Source organism: Haloplanus sp. (assembly GCF_028275055.1).
In the GTDB taxonomy this organism is placed as follows: domain Archaea; phylum Halobacteriota; class Halobacteria; order Halobacteriales; family Haloferacaceae; genus Haloplanus.
Window position 1 is genome coordinate 43,968 of the sequence record NZ_JAQCNJ010000026.1, and the last position, 17,657, is coordinate 61,624.

The window sequence follows — 17,657 nt, forward strand, 5'->3', positions numbered from 1 at the left end:
CTGGCCGTACTACTCGCCAGTCTCGCGTTGACGATTCTCTGGCTGTTGTATCTCGGTCGCTAGGTTATGCGGGGTCGACCCGCTCGCGAAGCCATGCGGCCGCCGCCGCCGCCGTCTCCGGGTCCCCCGCCGTTAGTTTCAGGCGAACGTCGTCGCCGGGGTAGCTTCCCACGGTCACGTCGAACTCCTCCCGGACGGTCTCGATTCGATCGATGAGCGCACTCTCCGGTTCGGCCGTTCGCACCACCTCGACGTGAGTGTGGTCGCCCTCGAACTCCTCGGCGACCTCCTCGAACATCGCCTTCATCTCGCCGGGGACACCCGGCAGAACGTACACCCGATCGAGCGCCGCCCCCGGCGCGACGCCTTCGGGGTTGGGGAGCATCCGAGCGCCGGCCGGAAGGTGTGTCGTGCCCTCGGTGAGGTCAGCGGCGGCGTAGTCGGTGTGTTCGACCAGCCACTCCTCGGCCGCCTCGCTGTGGACCACCTCGCGGCCGAACGCCGTGGCGACACCGTCCATTGTCATGTCGTCGTGGGTCGGCCCGACCCCACCGGTGACGAGAACGGCATCGTACTCCGCGCGATACTCGTTGATGACACGCGCGATGTCGGCGATGCGGTCCGGAACCGTGGTGATTCGCTCGACCGAGACACCGCGCTCGTCGAGGCGGTTACAGAGCCACGAGGCGTTCGTGTCGACCGTGTCCCCGGAGAGTAGTTCGTCGCCGACGGTGACGACCGCAGCTCGCATACACCGACGTATGCGACCGGGGTTGAAAACTGCCGTGACACCGGTCCGGCACCTAGAGACCGGTGACCGGTGTCGCCCGGCCCGATGTTACCCCATTCCGGGCGGCGGGTCGTCGCCGAACTCGTCGTCGGTTTCGACATCGAGGCCGAGTTCCTCGCGCTGTCGCCGGAGCGCATCGATACGGCGCTTGTAATAGAACCCGCCGCCGACCCCAACGACAACCAACACCGCCGCCGCGGCGCCGAAGATCAGCAGGTCACGCTGGAGGTAGAACTGGACCGAGATGGCGTCGGCCTCGACACTCTCCCAGCGGACGATCCGCTGGTCACCGTCGGTCTCGACCTCGTAGCCGCGGGGGTCGGCCTGCCCGAACGGAAACACCGCGACGCGGCGGTTCGGCGGCAACACCACCGCGTACGACCCGTTGACGAACGCCGGGAGGCTGAATCGCTTGGGCGTACTGGAGGAGGTGAACGCGAGTTGGCCGCCACCGTCACTCGGGGCGTCGTCGGGCAGCGACACCGACACGCGCTCACGCGACCGGTTCACCGAGCCGCCGCGGGCAACGAGTTCCGTTCCCGAGATGATCGTGCCGTTGGGGTAGCGATACCGGACCGCCGACACCGGGATGGCGTTTCGGCCGCCGAAGCCATCGCGCCGGAACAACTCCATCGAAGGGTCGTCAAGGTCGTACACGGCTTGGAACCGGGCGTTCTCGGTGATCGTGATGTGGGCGTCGACGTCGTTGTCCCAAGCGTACTGCGACGGCGGCTCCTCGTCGAGTTGCTCGTCGGAGACCGGGCCCCCGGTAAAGAAGCCGGCACACCCCGACGTGAGGAGAAGAACGGCGAGCGCGAGCGGTATCAGGTAACGCCGATTCATCTATCCGGGAATGACACATTTCAGCTCCGCGGGGAGGTACTCACCGACGCTGGCGAGCAGTCCCGGCGGGTCGGTCCCCTCGGCGCAAACGACGCTCTGTTCGAGCAGTCCCAGTCGCTCAACGGTGACGATATCGCGGGCGTGGCCCGCGCGGTTGGCCGTTGCCCGTACCTCGCCACGGGTGGCGCTGTTGACGTTCAGCCGACCGTTGTCGCCGCGGGCCCACCCGAACAGACGGTCGCGCTCGGCGTCGGCCAGACGCGGCGGCTCCCCGGCGATAAACTGCAGGGGGAGGTGCTGGACCAGCCCGAACCGGTCCCGAACCTGCGACGGCGACCCCGGTCCAAGCCCGAGTTCGTCGGCCGAGATCCGGATCCGCTCGCCGGCGTCGAGAACGATCCCCTCCTCGTCCCACGACTCCAAGGTCCCGACGTACGTCTCGCCGTTCTCGAAGCCGGTCCCGATGGTCCCCCACGCCTCGCCGAGGGCGTTTCGCGCAGCCACGGCGTCATCGCCGGTGATCGTCACGGAGACAAAGTCGTCGTGGCGGACGCCGACCTCCCACTCCACGTCGAGACCGCCAATCGCGTTGTCGATCAGTGCGTCCATCCCGTCGAGTGCCCGCCCGCGAGCGTCGCCGTCGACGTAACACTTGGTTGCGAGAACGACCATCAGCGGATGGCGTCCACGCTGAGTTCGTTTCGGAGCTCCTCGATGTGCCGTTCCGTCGCCTCGATGAGTTCGTCGTTCTCCATGGGTTCGAGCGGCGCCCCCGTCTCGGGACACTGGAAGTCAAACTCCATCGCCTCGCTGAACTCGAAGCGGATCCCCGCCGGTTCCGAGAGGTAGAACTCGTGGGTTCGCTCATACTCCAAGCGTTCCTCGAGCGCTTCGAGCAGGCGGTGCATCTCCTCCTCGAGGTTCTCCGGGATGTTCTCGTACTCGAACGTCCAGAGATACGTGAGCCAGCCGGAGTCCTCGTCACGGACGCGCCGGTACCGTGCGAGGTCGTTCTCGTAGAGAATAAAGAGGGCGCGGCGCACGTCGTTCAACTCCAGTTCGAGTTCTTCGGCGAGTTCCTCGTCTGTCACCTCGCCGTCCGGCGGCGCGGCGGCGACCGGCATCCCCGTCGGCCCGACGAGTTCGTGGAGGTACTTCTGAATCACCGGATCGCTCAGCAACTCCTCAAAAGCCATTGCACCACGTTCGGAGCGGCGTCGATTTAAACGCCACGGTGCCGTCTGCCGCCGGTCGCGCGGTCCAGAACCGATCAAGCGCGCTCGGGTTCGCCTTCGCGGTCCTCGTCGTTGCGCTCGGAGTCGGACTCGGAGTTGGACTCCGAGACACCATCTCGCCCACGGGCGAGTTCGGCGTCGATGTCGTCCTCAACGTCGTCCAGCGAGGCGACGGTGAGCACGTTGCCGCCGCCGGGGTCGACGACCAGTACCTCCGCCCCGACGGGGATCTCGCCGTCCATCGAGCGGGCGGCGTAGTTGGGGTCGAACCCACCGCTGTCGAGTTTCACCGCGCCGGACTGTGCGGTGACGTGTTCGGTCACACGTCCGGTCCGGCCACGGAGCGAATCGGAGTCGCTCGTCCGGCCGGCGGCCGCGTCGCCGTAGAAGTTGAACCGGCGGTAGCCAAGCAGCGCAAGGGCGCCGAAGGCGAAAACGAGAACGCCGAGTACGGCCGGCCCGGCAAGCGGGCCAAGCACCATTCCGGTGACGCCAGCGGCAAGCAGTGCGACCCCCAGCACGGCGAAGTGTGCCCCTGGGGCCATCGCCTCCGCGATAGAAAGGACCAGCCCCGCCGCCACCAGCAACAGCGGGAGCGTCTCCGGGCCGAGTTCGACCCCCGTCTGTAGGGGTTCCATGGGCACGACCATGCCAGAGGGTTTGGGCCGCGGGCGTTTATACTACCGGCTGTCGGCGGTGGCGGGGGTAGGGTCGAACCGCGATCACCGCTCGGTCCCGTCGTCCGCGTCGACGGGCGGCGAGCCGTCACCGGCGTCGAGGAACCCGTGGTACGGACAGACGTACTCGTCCCGAATGAGCTGTTCGTCCACGATCTCGAGACCAACCTCGTCGAGGTCCTCGGCGATACGGTTGAGGTCGTCGTGGTCCTCGCCGATGGCGTTGACGTACACGTTGCGCTTGCCGGTCATGATCTCGCGGACTGCGGTGACACCGTGGATCTTTCGGGCCTCGTTCGCGAGGCCGTCACGTTCGGTGACCGGAGCCGTACAGATGATCTTGGTGTACAACGGGTAGCCGGCCAGATCGTAGTCGATGTCGATGTGGTAGCCACGAATGATGCCGCTCTCCTCGAGTTTGTTGAGCCGCGTCCGAACGGTGCTTGACGACAGATCGAGTTGCTTTGCGATGTCGCTCGACGACGTCCGCCTGGCGTCCTGTTGGAGGTAGTAGAGAATCGACCGGTCGACGGAGTCGAGATCACCGTCTTTCATTACGTCATGCGTTTCGACACGACAAATATTATTATTCTGGTCAACGGCCGGAGAGCCAACGCACCGCGTGGGCCATCCAAACGGTGACCGTCCACAGCCCAAAAACGGGCCACACGGCTCGGATGCCGGTCGTCGTGAACCGCCTTGCCGACACAGGTGCCGCCGGTCGTGCAGACAACAGTGGCGGGGACAACCGGCCGGACAGTCAGAAGACGAATCGTTCGAGCAGCCGACGGCCGAGCGGCGGGCGGCGGTCCACCCGTGGATAGACCGTGACGGTCGTACAGCCGGGGTTCGGGACGAACGGGCCGTCACCGGAGAACGCGCCCCGGAGTCGACCGTCATCGCCACTGCGCACAAGAAGGTCGGGTGGGGACTGCGTTCCACCGTCGGTCCAGACGGTCCCGGACCGGATCGGCACCGACAGCGTCTCCGAAAGGTCGGTCCGGTAGTCGTCCATGGTGGTTCGGTGTTGTTCCGTCGTGTCGGCGCCGTCGGGGTACCACAGCGAGATGTAGCCGTCGTTCGCGCTCGCGACGGCCCCGGCAACGGTCACGGTCCGGGGCGAGAACGGGGTCCCGTCGCCTGCGAGAACGACGTGTTCGGGATCATCGTAACCGAGATTGTCGACGAGAAGCACGTTACACGGAGCGTGTCGGGCGACCCAATCGACGGGGTCACCGAGCAGTCGCGAGCGGAGACGGAGCGGTTCGTGTTCGGCAAGGATCGCGTCGATCTCGTGGCCCTCGGCGAAGTTGACGATAGCGTGTTTCGTGTCGTGGCTGACGACCTCGTCGGCTTCGACGTCGACGCCGACCTCGTCGGTGAGCGCCTCGATCCGCGTCTCGAAGGAGATATCGGTCGAGGACTGGACCGCGGCGGTCTCGGTGAGCGGTGCCTGATCCGGGATCTCTTCGAACCGGACCGCGACCACGCGCCCGTCGTCGGGGCGCACGACATCGGCGGCCAAGGCGACGAGCGCTCGCTCGCGGTCGTGACCGATCTCCTTGGGGAGCGCGACGAGTATCTGGTGGGTGCCGTCCTTTGTCGCGTCGGCGACGTCGGTGAGGGCGTTTCGCCCGACCTGTCGTCGGATCGCGTCCGTTGCGACGCCCTCACGACGGACCCGCGGTCGGACGTAGGCGGCGTACCAGACGACGCTCCCGACCGTGATGACGAGGGCGCCGAGGAGCGCGACCGTCCCCATCTGTGTCAACAGGAGAACGCCCGTGACTGCGCCGAAAACCTGCATCCACGGGTAAAGCGGCGAGGTGAAGGCAGGGTCGTACTCGGCGTTCCCCTCGCGGAACGCGACAACAGCGACGTTGATCAGCCCGAACACCATGATCTGAAAGGCACTTGCCAGCTTTGCGATGTCGAGGATCGGGACGAAGGCGATGAGTACCAACAGCACGGCCCCGGTAAGCGTGATCGAGGTGACCGGCGTACCGAACCGATCGCTGACACTCGACAACGATGGTGGGGCGAGGCCGTCTCGGCTCATCGCGAACGGATACCGCGACGAGGAGAGGATGCCCGCGTTGGCCGTCGAGATGAGCGCGAGGATGGCTGCGAGGATCACCGCGACGACGCCGGCCTCCCCAAGCGTCACCTGCGCGGCGTCGGCGACCGGCGTGAGCGATCCGGCAATCGTCCCGGGATCGGTGATTCCGACCAGCACGGCGACGATAGCGACGTACAGGACGGTGGTAAAGGCGAGCGAGCCGAGAATGCCGAGCGGAATGTTCCGGCTCGGGTTCTCGACCTCCTCGGCGACGCTCGCGACTTTCGTGACACCGGCGTATGAGACAAACACCAGACCGGTCGCAGCGAGGAGGCCGCCGATCCCGTCCGCGAAGAAGTCGGCGTAGTTGGACGACTGCACGCCCGGGGCACTTCCGGCGGCGAACCACCCCAGCGCCGCCAGCATGACGACGACGATACCGACCTGTAGTCTGCCGGTCTGTTTCGCGCCGATCAGGTTCACGAGGATCAGGAGTCCCGCCAGCCCGAGGGCGACCGGTTTCAACGGCAGGTCGAGGAGAAGAAGCAGGTATGGCACGCCGCCCACGAGCGCGAGCGCGCCTTTGAACGAGAGTGAGAACCACGTCCCGACGCCGGCGACCGTCCCGAGGAGTGGGCCCATCCCACGCTCGATGTAGATATACGTCCCCCCGGCTTCGGGCATCGCGGTGGCCATCTCCGATTTCGAGAGGGCGGCCGGCACCACAAGCAGTCCGGCGAGGAGGTACGCGAGGATCACCGCTGGGCCGGCGATCTTCAGCGCGAGCGCCGGCAGAATGAAGATGCCGCTCCCGATCATCGCGCCGATGCTGATGGCGAGCACCGACGGGAGTCCGAGGTCGCGTTCGAGTTCTTTCATCGCTCGGCCCCGCTTACGCCGTCGGTTGCGCTACTGGTCGATCGTCGGCTCATGGGCCGGAGAGATCGAGCGTCACTGTGTAGGTCCATGTTCCGGTGATGGCTCTACCTACTCGACGAAACTGCATAAATCAGGCGGTTTGACTGACGATTCGTTGGCAGAGAGCCGACATACTGTGTATCCGTTTCGAGACGGGCTGTCTCGGCGTCGGACCGGGCCGAACTGCGGTGGCGGCGTTCGACCACCGGGTGGTCACCGTCGATCAGGTGCCGTCGTCGCCGACGTCCTCATCGAGTTCGTCGAGCGACGCGGGAAGCCGGTGAGCGACGAGCCAGATCGTCAGTCGGTAGACGCCGTAGCCGACGGCGACCAGTACCACGAGGTCGATAATGTACAGTTCCAGAAACTCGAGCGGCGTGACCCGTCCGAGAACCAGGTCGCCCGTGATAACGAGAAAGCCGAGGGTCAAAACGAGGAGAACAACCGGCGCGAGAAGCACGAGAAGCCCGAGGGTCAGAAAGACGATACGGTTCTGTGAACTATTCGAGAGCATACCCATGATTTCGCCAGTGCGTTTAAGATCCTGTTGACGGTTCGTCCGTATCAGAGGCTGCCAACGGCAGTGTAGAAGACGAACGCCGAGAGTGCGATACCGAGCAAAACGAACACGACGTTCTCCAGGACGGGTGTCTCGGGTTCGATCGTGTCCGGTTCCGGGGCGTCCTCGCCGACCTCGTCGACACCGAACCGCCACTGTGGTTCGGCGTCCCCGGCCTCGGCCTTGGCCTTGGCCTCGGTCTCGTCGCCGGTGTCGGCGTCGTTGTCGTCGGGTGGCTGGCTCATAGCGTTCGGTAACGGCCGCTGAGTAAAATGGGTACCGACCCGACCGGATCAGTGCTCGTGTGGCGACACGTCGCCGTTGTAGACGATACCCCGGTCGGCGTGGAGCGTGACCGTCACGCCGTCGGCCACCTCGTCGGGGAGAGGTGCGCCGCTGATCATCGGGACGCCGTGTTCGCGTGCGACCAGTGCCGCGTAACTCGTCATCCCGGGCCGGGCGTCGACGATGCCGCCGATGCGGCCGGTGTCGCCGGAGAACTCCCCGTCGAACGTCGCGGGGAGAACGACGATGCCGCCGGCCGGCACGCCGGAGACGTCGCCGTCGGCACACCGAAACACCGGTCCGGTGACCCGACCGCCGACGACGTTCCGACCCGTGGCGACCGTCTCGGAGGCGACGTGGACTTTCAGCATGTTCGTGGTGTTGGTCCCCTCCAGTTCGGACATCATGCCCGAGAGAACGACCACGGTGTCGCCGCTCTCGGCGGCCCCGGCGTCGATGGCGGCGTCGACGGCGGCGTCGATCATGACGTCGATGTCGTCGCGGTAGGGGGCGTACTGCGCGTCGATCCCCCACGAGAGCGCGAGTTGTCGGCGGACGGGGTCGCGGGGCGTCGTCGCCACCACGGGGACGCCGGGGCGAAACTTCGCCGTCGCGCGGGCCGTATACCCGGATTCCGAGACGGCGACGATGGCCGCAGCCCCGAGGTCACGCGCGAGATACCGGGCCGCCCGCGCCAACGCCTCCGTCTGGGAGTTCTCGACTGCCTTCGGCACCCGCCGCTCGGTCGACTCGGTGTACGCGTCGCTCTCCTCGGCCTCGCGGACGATCCGGTCCATCGTCTCGACAACGCGGACCGGGTGGTCGCCGATTGCCGTCTCACCCGACAGCATCACCGCGTCCGTCCCGTCGAGAACGGCGTTTGCCACGTCGGAAGCCTCCGCCCGGGTCGGGCGGCGCGAGGAGATCATCGAATCGAGCATCTCCGTCGCCGTGATAACGGGGACCCCCGCGTCCTGTGCGGTGTGGATGATCCGCTTCTGTGCCACCGGGACGTGTTCGAGGGGGCACTCCACACCGAGGTCGCCACGGGCGATCATAACGGCGTACGCGGCGTCGACGATGCCCTCGACGTGGTCGACCGCGTCCGCACGCTCTATCTTGGCGACGACGGGGATGTCGCCGCCGAGGTCCTCGATGGCGGAACTGACGGCGTAGACGTCGTCGGCGTCGCGAACGAAACTCGCCGCGACGAAGTCGGCGTCCTCCTCGACGGCGACCTCGAGGTCGCGGCGGTCCGACGGCGTGATCACGTCGAGGTCGAGGCCGACGCCGGGAACGTTCACACCCTTGCGGCTCCCCAGTTCGCCCCCGGAGACGACGGTTGCGGTCACCGTCTCACCGTCGACCGAGTCGACCCGTGTCTCGATCCGGCCGTCGTCGAGAAGGATCGCATCGTCAGGCGACACCGCACCGATGGCGTAGGAGAGCCCGACCTCCTCGGCCGTTGCGGCGTCGCCCTCGATGAACCGGACCGTCGAATCCGTGGCCAGGTGGATCGGGTCATCGATGGCCGCCGTCCGGACCTCCGGTCCTTGGAGGTCGAGCATCGACGCGAGGGGATCGTCGATCGCCTCGTCGACGGCGTGGATCCGTTGGATGAGCGCCGCCCGCTCCTCGTGGGTGCCGTGGCTCGCGTTGAGTCGGGCAACGGCCATGCCTGCGTCCGTGAGTTCGCGGATCGTCGCCCGGCTGTTGGAGGCGGGACCCAGCGTGCAGACGATCTTCGCTCGTCTCATACCGCCCCGTTCGGCGGGGCGGATGAAAAAGCCGCCCGGCGGCGGGAACCGGTGATGGGAGACGGGATCAGCGGACCCGTTCGCCGGGAACCGCGTCGTCGAGGGTCGTCAGCAGGTCGGCCTCCTCACCCGCCGCGAGCACCATCCCGTTGGACTCGACGTCGAACAGTTCGGCGCGTTCGAGGTTCGCCAGAACGATCACGCGGGTGCCCGGCAACGCCTCCAGGTTGTGGAGTTGCTTGATGCCCGCGACGATCTGGCGTTTCTCGACACCGAGGTCGACGGTCAGTCGCGCGAGTTTGTCCGCGCCCTCGATGCCGTCCGCGGTAACGATTTCCCCGACACGGATGTCGAGCGACTCGAAGGTGTCGAAGTCGATCCGGTCGTCGACGATTGGGTCGAGGTCGGCGGCGTCGGTGTCGTTTCCGTTCCCGTCGTCGCCGGTGTCGCCGTTTTCGGCCGCCTCGATGCGTTCTTCGAGTTTCGCGTTGAGCGCCTCGACGCGTTCTTCGGGGATCTTCTCGTAGAGTTCGGTCGGTTCGTCGAGGTCGGCGGTGGGTGGTTCGAGCGCCGCCTCGATTTCGACGTCGTGGGGGGAGCCCTCGCCGCCGACCTGCGACCAGAGGCGCTCGCAGGTGCCGGGCGCAACGGGAGCAAAGAGAACGGCGATGGCCTTTGCCACCTGCACGCAGTCACGGATCACCTGCGCCGCGCGGTCGGGGTCGTCGTCGATGAGGTTCCACGGCTCGTGACGCTGGATATACTCGTTGCCGAAGGCGGCAAGCGAGACGGCGGCGTCCCCGACCTTCCGCACGGAGTAGTCGTTGACGGCGGCACCGAACTCGCCGATGGCTGCCTCGATGCGGTCGTGGACCTCCTCGGAGACACCGGCCTCGGGGTCGGGGGTTCCGCCGAACTCTCGGTGGGCAAAAAGGAGCGCCCGGTAGGCGAAGTTGCCGACCGTGCCGACGAGTTCGTTGTTGACGCGTTCGCGGAACCGTTCCCACGAGAAGTCGACGTCCTGTTGAAAGCCGCCGTTGGTCGCGAGATAATACCGGAGCAGGTCGGGGTCGAACCCCTCGTCGAGATACTCGTCGGCCCACACGGCACGATTGCGTGAGGTTGAGAACCCCTGTCCGTTGAGCGTGATGAACCCGCTCGCCATCACCGCTCGGGGCTCCTCGTAGTCGACGCCGTGGAGCATCGCGGGCCAGAAGACGGTGTGGTGTTGGATGATGTCGCGGCCGATGACGTGGACGATTTCACCGTCCTCGCGCCACGCCTCGTCCCAGTCGAAGACGTCCGCGCCGACCCGCTCCGTGTACTGCTTTGTCGAGGAGACGTACTCGATAGGGGCGTCGACCCAGACGTAGAGCACGAGGTCGTCCGCCCCCTCACCGGCCTCGGGCTCCGAGGAGCGTGGCTTCTCGCCTTCCGGATAATCGATTCCCCAGTCCATATCCCGGGTGATACACCAGTCGCGGAGGTCGCCCTCGATCCACTCGCGGGGCTGGTTCTGTGCGTTCGCGGTGCCTTCGAGGCGGTCGATGAACGCGCCGAGATACTCCTGGAACGCGGAAACCCTGAAGAACTTGTGGGTCTGCTCGCGGTACTCGGCCGGATTTCCCGTGATCGTGCTCCGTGGCTCCTCGATTTCGCCGGGTTCGAGGTGGCGGCCACACCCCTCGTCGCACTCGTCGCCGCGGGCGCGGTCGCCACAGTAGGGACAGGTCCCCTCGACGTACCGGTCCGGGAGCGACTGTTTCTCGGCGGGATCGTAGGCCACCATGATCTCCTTCTCGTAGACGTGGCCGTTCTCGGCCAGCGCCCGAACGACGTCGGTCGTCAGTTCGACGTTCGTCTCGTCGTGGGTGTGGCCGTAGTTGTCGAAGTCGACGCGGAACTTCGGAAAGGTCTCCTCGTAGGTCTCGTGCCAGTCGAGCGCGAACGACTCCGGGGAGACGCCCGCCGCCTCGGCGTTGACCGCGACGGGCGTTCCGTGCATGTCCGATCCCGAAACAAACGCCGTCTCCTGGCCGAGCGTCCGCAGCGCGCGCGCGTAAACATCGCCGCCGACGTACGTCCGCAGGTGCCCGATGTGGAGGTCGCCGTTGGCGTACGGCAACCCACAGGTCACCACCGCCGGCCGATCCGTGGGGAACTCCTCGTGGCTCATACGCGTTCACACGGGGATGGTACCCTAAAGCCCGCCGGTTCTTAGCCCTGTGGCGTCGCGGCGATTGCGACGTACGACCCCTCGCGTGTCGGGCGGTCGACGGTCGTCACCCGTTGGACCGTGAGGCCGACATCTTCGAGACAACGACGCCAGTACGCCTCGTGGTCGTCGACGCCGTCCGGCGTGATCGGCAGTTCCAACAGGCCGACCGTCCCGTCGCCGGCACACACCCGCCGGAGTTCCGCAAAGGCCGCGTCACGCTTCGCTGCGGGGAGGTCGTGGGTCACCCGACAGGCGGTAACGGCGTCGAACGCGCCGGCCCCAAACGGAAGCCGCGAGGCGTCGCCGGCGACCGGCGCGACGTCGAGGCCGGCCCGAGCGCCGTTTCGCCGTGCCAACGCCGGGCCGTTGCCGAGGATGATCCGGTCGTCGAAGGTGTCGAGACCAACGACCCGGCAGTCATCGGGCAGATGTGGCGCGAGACCGACCAGCGAGCGACCGGAGCCACACCCCACGTCGAGAACGCGGTTGGCGTCGTCAACGTCGAGAACGGTCCCGAGGGCATCGTACTTCCTGCGACCGAGCGTCCACGGCGGTGGGGAGCACAGACGGCGGGTCGCGTCACCGCCCCGAGCGACCGCTCCGAGACCGAGAACCGCCGCGACGGCGCGGACCCCCCACCCACCGCGGCGGAAGGCCCCGACCGACACGAACAGAACGGCCGCCGAAAGGGCGATCCGGCGGAGTCGCTCGCGCCAGTGGTAAACACCGAAAAAGTACGTCGGTAACGGGCGCGTGCGGGTCACACCATGCTGTCGGGTCCCGGGCGATATGTAGCTAACGGGGCGACGGCTTCATGAGTCGAAAGCGGGTATCGTCGTGTATGGGACGACTCGGAAGCCTCCGCACCCGTCTCGCCCTTCCGCCGCGGCTCGTCGACTGGTCGTTGTTCGTTCTCGTTGGCCTCGTCGTCGCGACCGGCGTCACGAGTTTCTGGGTCGGCCACCCCTCCGGCGCGGCGCTGTTCTGGCTCCACGCCATCGCCGGGCTCGCGACCCCGCCGCTCCTGTACGCGAAGTTCCGGCGGGTCGCCGGTCGTCTCCGGGAGCGACGGGCGTGGGACCGGGCGACGCCGCTGTCTGTTGCACTCGCCGTCGTCGCCGTCGCCGCGGCCGCGACGGGCGTCGGGTGGGCCGTCGGCGCGACCGCTGCCCTCGGCTTCTGGACGCTCCTGAACCTGCACATCCTGTTTGGCTTGCTGGTCGTCCCGCTTCTCGTCGTCCACCTCCGTGCCCGGTTCCGACCGCCACGGCGCGCCGAGTTCCGGGATCGACGCGTCGCGATTCAGTACGCGGGGCTGGTCGCGCTTGGCGCCGCGACCGCGGGCATACTCCGGCGGGCCGCAACGATACTCGACACGCCCGCCGCGAGCCGGCGGTTCACCGGGTCACGACGGCTCGGCGGTGACGCGCTCCCGGTGACGAGTTGGGTGGCCGACGACCCCGACCCTGTCGATCCGGCGTCGTGGACGCTCTCGGTCGACGGACTGGTCGAGCGGCCGCTGACCGTGGGCGTCGACGGTCTCGACCCGACGACCGAGCGACGGGCGCTTCTCGACTGCACGAGCGGGTGGTACGCCGAACGCGACTGGCGGGGGATCGGTCTGAGCGAGGTGGTCGAGCGGGCATCCCCCCACAACGAGGCGGCGTGGGTGACCGTCCACTCCGTGACCGGCTACCGGTGGAGCCTCCCGCTCTCGGCGGTCGACGATGCGGTTCTCGCGACACATCTCGACGGCGAGCGTCTCGACCACGGCCACGGCTACCCGCTCCGACTCGTCGCGCCGGGGCGGCGTGGCTTCCAGTGGGTGAAGTGGGTCGAGCGGGTCGAAGTGCGGCGGCGGCCGGACCCAAGCCAGTGGGTCGCCGTCTTTTCCAGCGGCTTCTGAGCGGCTCAGTCCGACTCCAGATCGCCGCTCCGGACCGCCCGTTCGGCGTCAGCGATGGCGTTCTCGGGGTCGAAAGCCTCGACGATTCGCCGCAACGTCTCGTGGTCGGCGTCGGCGATTTCGCGAGCGTGTGCCGTGATCGCGGGAACCGCCCGCAGGATGTTGTCGACGACCGGCACGTCGGCAACCTGTGCCGACCGCGACAACGGGTTCAGGTCGATCACGATCTCCACCTTACCGAGGGCGGCGAGCGCCGAGGCCCGGTCGCCGTCCTCCAGGGGGACGAGAACCACGTCCGCGTCGGCGATACCGTCGGCATCGACCCGCCCGCGCTTGTGGTCAAGGTTCGGAATGCGGGCGTCGGCCCGGAGTCCCTTCACCTCGGTCGCGCCGTGTTCCCGAAGGTGATTCGCGATCGCGGTCACACGCTCCTCGGTACGGTTGAACAGGTTCACCTCCAGATCGGCCCCGACGGTGTCGGCGAGAACGGCCAGTTCGCTGGGGACGAGCGCCGCCGCGTTCCCGTTTACCGAGACGACGGGGTGCTCGGCCAACAGGAGGTGGGCGGCGGCCGCCCGTGCGGCGGCGTCTGCGGAAGGGAGTGTCCGCTCACCGAGCAGGTAGTCGAAGGCCTCGCCGCGCCCCTGTGCGATGAGCCCCTGTCTGCTGGTGATGCCGTCGTCGACGCCGTCCTCGATGCGGTGGCGCGTCACCAGCGAGTCGTGGCGGGGGTGGTCGTCCGGAATCTCGGCCTCGGACATGCTCCCCCGAAGTTCCGCGCCGGATAAAAACACCCCGGTCAGGACCGATCCGGCGGGAGGAGGTGTGCGCCGGTCTGACAGATCCGACACACGTCGGCGTCGACGCCCGTGTCGGTGAGACCGGTCCCGAGCGAGAACACCGTCTCCCCGAGCATCGCCATCGACGCCTCGCCGCCGGTGTCGACGACATCGTCGACGACACCACGCACCCGGTCGGTCGGTAACCCCGTCCGGCTGGCGAACCGTCGGGAGGCCGCGAGCAGCCCCGAGAGGGTCGGGCGGTCGGTCAGTCCCGACAGCGCGCGATCCCCCGCATCAACGAGGGAGTCGGTGTCGCCGGCGAGCACGTCGGCCGTCGAGAGACCGCCGAACGTGACGTACTCGACACGCCGGGTCGCTGGCACACCGTCGAGACGACCGTGGGGTGGCGCGCCGGGGTCGAGACGGATCGGGACCCCGCCGCGTGCCTGTGCCACCACGTCGCCCAGTCCGGTCCCCGCAAGCACCTCGGCTCGGTGGGCGAGGGCGACGAGGTCGTTTGCAGACCGGCCACGGTCGAGGGCGTGGTTCGCCGCGAGCGCCGTTCCGAGGGCAATCGCCCCGGAGACGCCAAAGCCCGTTCCGAGGGGGAGGTCACTCTCCGCGACGACGTGTGCGCCTTCGGCGTCGAGGGCGGTCAGCACGGTCTCGACCGGCGGCATCGACAGTGGAGTTCCGTCGAGGGTGAGCCGCGACGCCGTCGACGGGTCGTCGGCCCGGACGGTCACCCGAACGCCGTCCGAAAGCGTCACTCCGGCCCCACGTGAGCCGGCGCGAACCGGCTCGTCGGCGTCGTAGGGACTGAAGAAACCGGTGACGTGGCCGGGAACGAATGCCGCCGCCCGCCGGTCGTTGTCCCGTCGTGCCTCGGTCATACTCCGAGAAGGGGCAGGGAGTCGTTAAGCCCTGTCGGAACGGGACACCGGTGGTCCGTTCAGGGACTCAGACGCTGTCTGTCTCGCGGGAACAGCACCGCCTCACGGATGTTCCCCAGACCGAGCATCGTCATCACGAGTCGCTCGACACCGTAGGCCCAGCCGGCATGAGGTGGCATGCCGTATTTGAACATCCTCGTGTAGTAGTCGAACTGCTCCGGGTCGAGTCCCTGTTGTTCGAAGCCGGCGACGAGTTCGTCGTAACGGTGTTCGCGCTGTCCACCCGAGACCAGTTCCATCTGTGGGTGCATCAGGTCGAACCCTTTCGATAGCTGTGGGTCGTCGTCGTAATCTTGGATGTAGAACGGCTTGATTTCGGAGGGCCAGTCGGTGATAAAGTAATGGCCGCCCACGTCAGCACCGAGTGCCTTCTCCGCCTCGGTGGGCAGGTCGTCGCCCCAGACGAGTTGCTCGTCGAGTTCGCCGGTTGCGTTGATCCGTTCGATTGCCTCCTCGTAGGTGAGCCGCGGGAAGTCACCCTCGGGAGTGGCGAAGCCGTCGTAGCCGAGCAGATCGAGTTCCTCGGTACAGTTCTCGGCGACACCCTCGTAAGCCGCCTTGAGCGTCCCCTCACAGACGTCCATCGCCTCGTGATGGTCGACAAAGGCCGACTCGAAGTCGATCATCGTCGCCTCGTTGAGGTGGCGGGGCGTGTTGTGCTCCTCGGCGCGGAAGATGGGACCGATCTCGAAAACCCGTTCCAGTCCGGAGCCGACCATCAGCTGTTTAAATAGCTGTGGCGACTGATTCATAAACGCCTCCTGCCCGAAGTACGTGATCGGGAACAGTTCGGTGCCACCCTCGGTTCCGGTGGCGACGATCTTCGGGGTGTTGATCTCCGTGCTTCCGACGGATCGGAAATACTCCCGGACCGAGCGAAGGATCTCGCTCCGGATCTCGAAGATGGCTTTTATCTCGGGTTTGCGGAGGTCGAGGGTCCGGTTGTCGAGCCGGGTCGGCAGTTCGGCGTCGACCTTTCCCGAGGGATCGAGGGGGAGTTCGGGGTCGGCGTCCGCGAGCACCTCGACCGAGTCGGGGACGAGTTCCAGCCCCGTCGGGGCACGGGGCTCCTCCTCGACCGCGCCCGTGACGGCGACAACGCTCTCGCGATGGACACCGAGCCCGGTCTCCACCAGCCCATCGTCCATCTCGTCTTTCTCGAATTTGATCTGGAGCTTGCCGGTGCGGTCCCGGAGGATCAGAAAGGCGATGCCGCCGAGGTCCCGGATCTCGTGGACCCAGCCGGCGACCGTGGCCGTCTCGCCGGCGACGGCGTTGGTCGCGTGCGTTCGGTTGTCCATACACGTTTGTATCGGATCGTGCGTCTTAAACGCGCCCGTTTCCGGTCGACCCAGTCGGGTCCGAGAACCGCACCGCCGGCTGTCGCACCCTCAGTCGACGCGATACTCGTCGATCACGTCCGGATCGAGGGAGACGCCGAGTCCCGGATCCTCCGGCGGTGCGATCCGGCCATCGTCGAGGGTCGGCGGCGTCTCGAACAACGCCTCGTACACCGGAAAGTCGGTCACGTCGAACTCCAACCACTCACAGGCCGGCGACGCGGCCATGACGTGCATCGACGCCGCGAGGCCAACGCCCGTGGTGAAACAGTGTGGCGTGACGACCGTGCCGTACGTCTCGGCGAGCGCACAGATCTTCGTCGCCTCCGTGATGCCGCCACAGCGCATCACGTCCGGCATCGCGTAGTCGACGGCGTCGGCCTCGAACAGATCCTGGAACCCCCACTTCGTGTACTCGTTCTCGCCGGCGGCGATGGGGACGGCGAGTTCCTCCCGCAGGGCGGCCAGTCCCTCGATATCGTACGGCGACAGCGGCTCCTCGTACCAGTAGACGTCGTACTCCGCCAACATGCGACCGGCCCGGCGGGCGTCCGGCCGGTCGTATCCGCAGTTCATATCGACCATCAACGCCGTCTCGGGGCCGACGGCGTCCCGTATCGCCGCGACCCGCTCCTTGTCGGCGTCGACGCCCCGGCCGAGGTGGGTCTTGACGCCCGCGAATCCGCGGTCGACGTAGGACGCGGCGCGGTCCGCCATCGGTTCCGGGGCCTGCCAGAACAGGTCGCTCGCGTACGGCTTGAGGTCGCCGCCGACCGGGCCACCGAGCAGGCGGTACACCGGCACACCGTGGTGCTTACCCGCGATGTCCCACAACGCGATGTCGACGCCGCTGGCCGCGGAAACCCCCTGCCCTTTGCGGTCCTTGTACAGGTCGTCGGTCAGCATCGCCGCCCAGTGACGCTCGATGTCGAGTGGATTCTTGCCGATCAGACGTGGCGCGTACTTCTCCTCGACGATTCGCTCGACGATGTACGGTTCGGGGCCGACACCCTCGCCGACGCCCGTGATGCCCGCGTCCGTCTCGACAACGACAAACGCCGCGCCGCGTGCATCGAGCGCACGACCGCGGGAGACGCCGAGCGATCGCTCCAACGGGACCTCGATCCGAATCGTCCGCACGTCGGTGATCTGCATCGGTGGCCATTGAACCGGTACCGAATAAAAACCGGCGGCAGAACGGTCTCTCCAACCCCACCCCGGACGGATGACGGACGGTCGATTCGCCGGAACGGGCGTTCGGGCGGCCGTCGTCGTCTCCCGCCGGCCGGCCGCGGCGCGTCCGACGGCCCGGCGCGGGTCACTCGTGGGCGTCCC

17 protein-coding genes are annotated in these 17,657 nt (G+C 67.2%); 1 reads left to right on the top strand and 16 read right to left on the bottom strand.

All coding sequences use genetic code 11. The features are described 5' to 3' along the window. Positions 1–64 precede the first annotated feature (64 nt). The 12 genes from Q0925_RS03790 to Q0925_RS03845 all read right to left on the bottom strand — a co-directional run bounded on the left by Q0925_RS03790 (position 65) and on the right by Q0925_RS03845 (position 12,105). A complete protein-coding gene (locus Q0925_RS03790) occupies positions 65–751 on the bottom strand; it encodes a competence/damage-inducible protein A (RefSeq protein ID WP_299332041.1) in 687 nt (228 codons plus the stop codon). An 87-nt stretch (positions 752–838) separates the two neighbouring features. Then, positions 839–1,633 (bottom strand): DUF5803 family protein, encoded by a 795-nt coding sequence (locus tag Q0925_RS03795; protein WP_299332043.1) that lies wholly within the window; start codon positions 1,631–1,633, stop codon positions 839–841. Continuing rightward, the gene (locus tag Q0925_RS03800; protein WP_299332045.1) at positions 1,634–2,305 is read right to left on the bottom strand and encodes a DUF2110 family protein; all 672 of its coding nucleotides are present in this window, start codon (positions 2,303–2,305) and stop codon (positions 1,634–1,636) included. Next, positions 2,305–2,829, bottom strand: coding sequence for a transcription factor (locus Q0925_RS03805; protein WP_299332047.1), 525 nt, complete (start codon positions 2,827–2,829; stop codon positions 2,305–2,307). Before Q0925_RS03805 ends, Q0925_RS03800 begins: the two co-directional genes overlap by 1 nt. 74 nt (positions 2,830–2,903) lie before the next feature. Beyond that, positions 2,904–3,518, bottom strand: coding sequence for an NfeD family protein (locus Q0925_RS03810; protein WP_299332049.1), 615 nt, complete (start codon positions 3,516–3,518; stop codon positions 2,904–2,906). 72 nt (positions 3,519–3,590) lie between these two features. Beyond that, positions 3,591–4,100 (bottom strand): Lrp/AsnC family transcriptional regulator, encoded by a 510-nt coding sequence (locus Q0925_RS03815; RefSeq protein WP_299332050.1) that lies wholly within the window; start codon positions 4,098–4,100, stop codon positions 3,591–3,593. Between the two features lie 205 nt (positions 4,101–4,305). Further along, the gene (locus Q0925_RS03820) at positions 4,306–6,483 is read right to left on the bottom strand and encodes an amino acid permease (protein ID WP_299332051.1); all 2,178 of its coding nucleotides are present in this window, start codon (positions 6,481–6,483) and stop codon (positions 4,306–4,308) included. A 262-nt stretch (positions 6,484–6,745) separates the two neighbouring features. Next, complete coding sequence (locus Q0925_RS03825) at positions 6,746–7,036, bottom strand: hypothetical protein (RefSeq protein WP_299332059.1); 291 nt, start codon at positions 7,034–7,036, stop codon at positions 6,746–6,748. Between the two features lie 50 nt (positions 7,037–7,086). Further along, on the bottom strand, positions 7,087–7,326 hold the full coding sequence (locus Q0925_RS03830) for a DUF7312 domain-containing protein (protein WP_299332061.1): 240 nt from the start codon (positions 7,324–7,326) through the stop codon (positions 7,087–7,089). A gap of 48 nt (positions 7,327–7,374) precedes the next feature. Further along, a complete protein-coding gene (pyk, locus tag Q0925_RS03835) occupies positions 7,375–9,123 on the bottom strand; it encodes a pyruvate kinase (protein WP_299332063.1) in 1,749 nt (582 codons plus the stop codon). Between the two features lie 67 nt (positions 9,124–9,190). Beyond that, complete coding sequence (gene metG, locus Q0925_RS03840) at positions 9,191–11,299, bottom strand: methionine--tRNA ligase (RefSeq protein WP_299332065.1); 2,109 nt, start codon at positions 11,297–11,299, stop codon at positions 9,191–9,193. Between the two features lie 41 nt (positions 11,300–11,340). Beyond that, complete coding sequence (locus tag Q0925_RS03845; protein ID WP_299332067.1) at positions 11,341–12,105, bottom strand: class I SAM-dependent methyltransferase; 765 nt, start codon at positions 12,103–12,105, stop codon at positions 11,341–11,343. Positions 12,106–12,182: 77 nt separating this feature from the next. Between Q0925_RS03845 and Q0925_RS03850 the strand changes: the two genes are divergently transcribed. Next, on the top strand, positions 12,183–13,247 hold the full coding sequence (locus Q0925_RS03850) for a molybdopterin-dependent oxidoreductase (protein WP_299332069.1): 1,065 nt from the start codon (positions 12,183–12,185) through the stop codon (positions 13,245–13,247). A gap of 5 nt (positions 13,248–13,252) precedes the next feature. Here Q0925_RS03850 and Q0925_RS03855 read toward each other — a convergent pair whose 3' ends face one another. The 4 genes from Q0925_RS03855 to Q0925_RS03870 all read right to left on the bottom strand — a co-directional run bounded on the left by Q0925_RS03855 (position 13,253) and on the right by Q0925_RS03870 (position 17,477). Beyond that, positions 13,253–14,008, bottom strand: coding sequence for a 4-phosphopantoate--beta-alanine ligase (locus Q0925_RS03855; RefSeq protein WP_299332070.1), 756 nt, complete (start codon positions 14,006–14,008; stop codon positions 13,253–13,255). 38 nt (positions 14,009–14,046) lie between these two features. Next, positions 14,047–14,922 carry a pantoate kinase gene (locus Q0925_RS03860; protein ID WP_299332072.1) on the bottom strand — a complete coding sequence of 292 codons (876 nt, stop codon included), beginning with the start codon at positions 14,920–14,922 and terminating at the stop codon, positions 14,047–14,049. A 59-nt stretch (positions 14,923–14,981) separates the two neighbouring features. Then, the gene (gene aspS, locus Q0925_RS03865; protein ID WP_299332074.1) at positions 14,982–16,283 is read right to left on the bottom strand and encodes an aspartate--tRNA(Asn) ligase; all 1,302 of its coding nucleotides are present in this window, start codon (positions 16,281–16,283) and stop codon (positions 14,982–14,984) included. 90 nt (positions 16,284–16,373) lie between these two features. Beyond that, positions 16,374–17,477 (bottom strand): mandelate racemase/muconate lactonizing enzyme family protein, encoded by a 1,104-nt coding sequence (locus Q0925_RS03870; RefSeq protein ID WP_299332076.1) that lies wholly within the window; start codon positions 17,475–17,477, stop codon positions 16,374–16,376. Between the last annotated feature and the right edge of the window lie 180 nt (positions 17,478–17,657).